At 72.5% G+C, this 2588-nt stretch carries 4 protein-coding genes; 2 read left to right on the top strand and 2 right to left on the bottom strand.

Translation table 11 applies throughout. The annotated features are described in order from the left end of the window. Positions 1-251: 251 nt before the first annotated feature. Positions 252-932 (bottom strand): DNA-3-methyladenine glycosylase, encoded by a 681-nt coding sequence (locus ACFV5N_RS26865; protein WP_385604853.1) that lies wholly within the window; start codon positions 930-932, stop codon positions 252-254. A 2-nt stretch (positions 933-934) separates the two neighbouring features. Beyond that, positions 935-1246 (bottom strand): barstar family protein, encoded by a 312-nt coding sequence (locus ACFV5N_RS26860; protein WP_385604850.1) that lies wholly within the window; start codon positions 1244-1246, stop codon positions 935-937. Between the two features lie 65 nt (positions 1247-1311). On the opposite strand from ACFV5N_RS26860, the gene ACFV5N_RS26855 reads away from it, so the two are divergent. Both ACFV5N_RS26855 and ACFV5N_RS26850 read left to right on the top strand, forming a co-directional pair. Then, positions 1312-1854, top strand: coding sequence for a YbhB/YbcL family Raf kinase inhibitor-like protein (locus ACFV5N_RS26855; RefSeq protein WP_385604847.1), 543 nt, complete (start codon positions 1312-1314; stop codon positions 1852-1854). A 173-nt stretch (positions 1855-2027) separates the two neighbouring features. Next, on the top strand, positions 2028-2561 hold the full coding sequence (locus tag ACFV5N_RS26850) for an HNH endonuclease (protein WP_385604844.1): 534 nt from the start codon (positions 2028-2030) through the stop codon (positions 2559-2561). The last annotated feature ends 27 nt before the right edge of the window (positions 2562-2588 follow it).

The raw sequence follows: 2588 nt of genomic DNA, 5'->3' as shown, positions 1-2588 counted from the left end.
GAACGGATGCTTCCTTTGGTTCCCTCTCGGGCCCCTCCGGGCTTTCCCTTCGTGTCCACTACTCTAGCCGACTTTCCGGCCGGCTCCTAATCGGGCCCTTTTCGCTTTCTTCGGCGACTCGCACGGAGCGCGCCAAAGAAACCGGAACGGGAGAGTTCCGATCAGATGGAGTGGGTGTCGCCTCCGAGGCTTCCCCGGTCGGTCTCTCGACCGCTTCCCTGGGGTTGCCGCCTCCAGCGACTCGATCTACATTACGACCCCGTGACGCCGGCGTCAAGTCCCCGCGTCCGCCGTCTCGGCTGGTGCGGCCGGTAGGGGCTCACCGTGGGGTCACCGGTGATCCAGAAGCGCCAGGGGTGGACCCCGCCGTCGCCGGCCACGCCCGTCCTGGGGCCGGTGGCGATCCGCTCCGGCGCCACCGGGGTGCCGGCCAGCACCCGCAGCGCGAACTCCTCGCCGTCGGCGCAGACATCCGTCCCGTCCAGCGCCCGGTCCACCTCCAGGGCCGTGGCCAGCCGGGCCGGGCCCTTGGCCAGCTCGTGGTCCCGGCCGCGGGCCGCCGCCCGGCGCGGGCGGGCCAGCTCCGCGCCGCTCAGGACCTCCCCGGCCCGCAGCAGCACCCCGCTCGCCCGGCCCTCCGGACCGCAGACCAGATTCAGGCAGTGCCACATTCCGTAGGTGAAGTAGACGTACGCGTGGCCCGGCGGGCCGAACATCGTGGCGTTCCGTGCCGTCCGCCCCCGGAACGCGTGCGAACCGGGGTCGATCTCCCCGGCGTACGCCTCGACCTCCGTCAGCCGCAGCGTGATCGTGCCCTCGGCCGAGCGCCGCACCAGGGTGCGGCCCAGCAGATCGGGGGCGACCTCCAGGACCGGGCGGTCGAAGAAGGCGCGGGGCAGGGGTTCAGTCGTCGCGGTGGTGCTGCTGCTCATCGTCATCCCCGTGTCACGGTCAGCGGGACGCCCCGTTCCCTCCAGTAGGTCTCGGCGTCCGTGAAGATCTCCCCCAGAGTCCGCGCCAGCTCCGGCGCCCGCCGGCGCAGCTCCCCCCAGCCGGTCACCTCGACCGTCCAGCCGTCCGCCCCTGGCTCACCCCACCATGACAGATCGCGCAGACAGTCATCCAGGGCGTCCCAGTTGTGGCCGAAGTGGGCGGGGAAACCCAGCTGCTCGGCGCAGCTCCGCAGCAGCCCGGCCTTGTCGCGCACCCCGCCGAGGTCGAGGCGGTGCGGTGCTGGTCCGGTCATGGGATTACCTCCGGTCACGCTGGCTAGGGTGATCAGCACCACTATCGCCCGACGAGGAGAGGCCCATGACGTCCCAGTCGCCCCGCCGTCCGCTCCCCCACGACTTCCATCCGCCGGTGGCGTCCTTCACCGTCACCAGTGATGACCTCGCGCCCGGTGCCCGGCTGGGCGAGGCGCAGGTGTACGCGGCCGGGAACACCTCGCCGCAGCTGCGCTGGGAGGGGTTCCCCGAGGGCACCAGGAGCTTCGCGGTCACCTGTTTCGACCCGGACGCGCCGACCGGCAGCGGGTTCTGGCACTGGTCGCTGTTCGACATCCCGGCGTCGGTCACCGAGTTGCCGGCCGGTGCGGGCAGCGGTGCGATGGCCGGGCTGCCGGAGGGCGCCGTGCAGGTGCGCAACGACTACGGCACCCGTGACTTCGGCGGCGCCGCGCCGCCGGCCGGGGACGGACCGCACCGCTATGTGTTCACGGTGTACGCGGTGGACCGCGAGAAGCTGGGCCCGGACGCGGACGCCACCCCGGCGCAGGTCGGGTTCATGCTGCGGTTCCACGCCATCGGGCGGGCCCAGCTGGTCGGTGAGTACGAGGTGCCGGCACAGAGCTGACCGTGCGGTGATCCCCCGGTGCCGGATGATCCGCGCCCGATCCCGCACCGGGGGTTTAGCCGTCATCTCCCGTTTGTGTTACCTCCCTGGAAATTGCATTGTGGGGCTCACCGGCCCCCGGCACAGTGGTGCCATCCCGCCAGGGGGCGGGCAGCTCAGGGGAGGTGGGCGGGATGCGGCAGACGCTGGTGCTCAACGCGACCTACGAGCCACTGTCGACCGTGTCGCTGCGGCGGGCGGTGGTGCTGGTCATCCAGCACAAGGCGGTGGTGGAGCAGGCGCATCCGGGGCTGCGGGTGCGGGCGGCGGCGGTGGATCTGCCGGTGCCGCTGGTGATCAGACTGCGGCGGTTCGTGAAGGTGCCCTTCCGACAACGGGCCCCGTGGTCACGGCGCGGGGTGCTGGTACGGGACCGGCACCGGTGCGCGTACTGCGGTCGCCGGGCGACCACGATCGATCATGTGCTGCCGCGTTCGCAGGGTGGCGGGGACACCTGGCTGAACACGGTGGCGGCGTGCGCGGAGGACAACCACCGCAAGGCGAACCGGACGCCCGCGCAGGCGGGGATGGCGCTGCTGGTGCAGCCCTTCGAGCCGACGCCGGCGGACGCCCTGCTGCTGGCACTGGGGCTGCGGGAGGACGAGATGCAGGCGGTGGGGGCCGCGCCGGCCGGCTGGGGGGCGGTGCCGGTGCCGGAGTCCGCCTGAGCGGGCCGCACACCCCCGGGACGCAAG

Source organism: Streptomyces sp. NPDC059853, assembly GCF_042731495.1.
Taxonomy (GTDB): domain Bacteria; phylum Actinomycetota; class Actinomycetes; order Streptomycetales; family Streptomycetaceae; genus Streptomyces.
Note: the sequence above shows the minus strand (reverse complement) of the source record. Positions and strands in the feature narration are given on the sequence as shown.

What these genes read in the sequence shown, in the direction of transcription:
- ACFV5N_RS26865 (WP_385604853.1), bottom strand. Translation starts at nt 932, where the DNA reads ATGAGCAGCAGCACCACCGCGACGACTGAACCCCTGCCCCGCGCCTTC.
- ACFV5N_RS26860 (WP_385604850.1), bottom strand. Translation starts at nt 1,246, where the DNA reads ATGACCGGACCAGCACCGCACCGCCTCGACCTCGGCGGGGTGCGCGAC.
- ACFV5N_RS26855 (WP_385604847.1), top strand. Translation starts at nt 1,312, where the DNA reads ATGACGTCCCAGTCGCCCCGCCGTCCGCTCCCCCACGACTTCCATCCG.
- ACFV5N_RS26850 (WP_385604844.1), top strand. Translation starts at nt 2,028, where the DNA reads ATGCGGCAGACGCTGGTGCTCAACGCGACCTACGAGCCACTGTCGACC.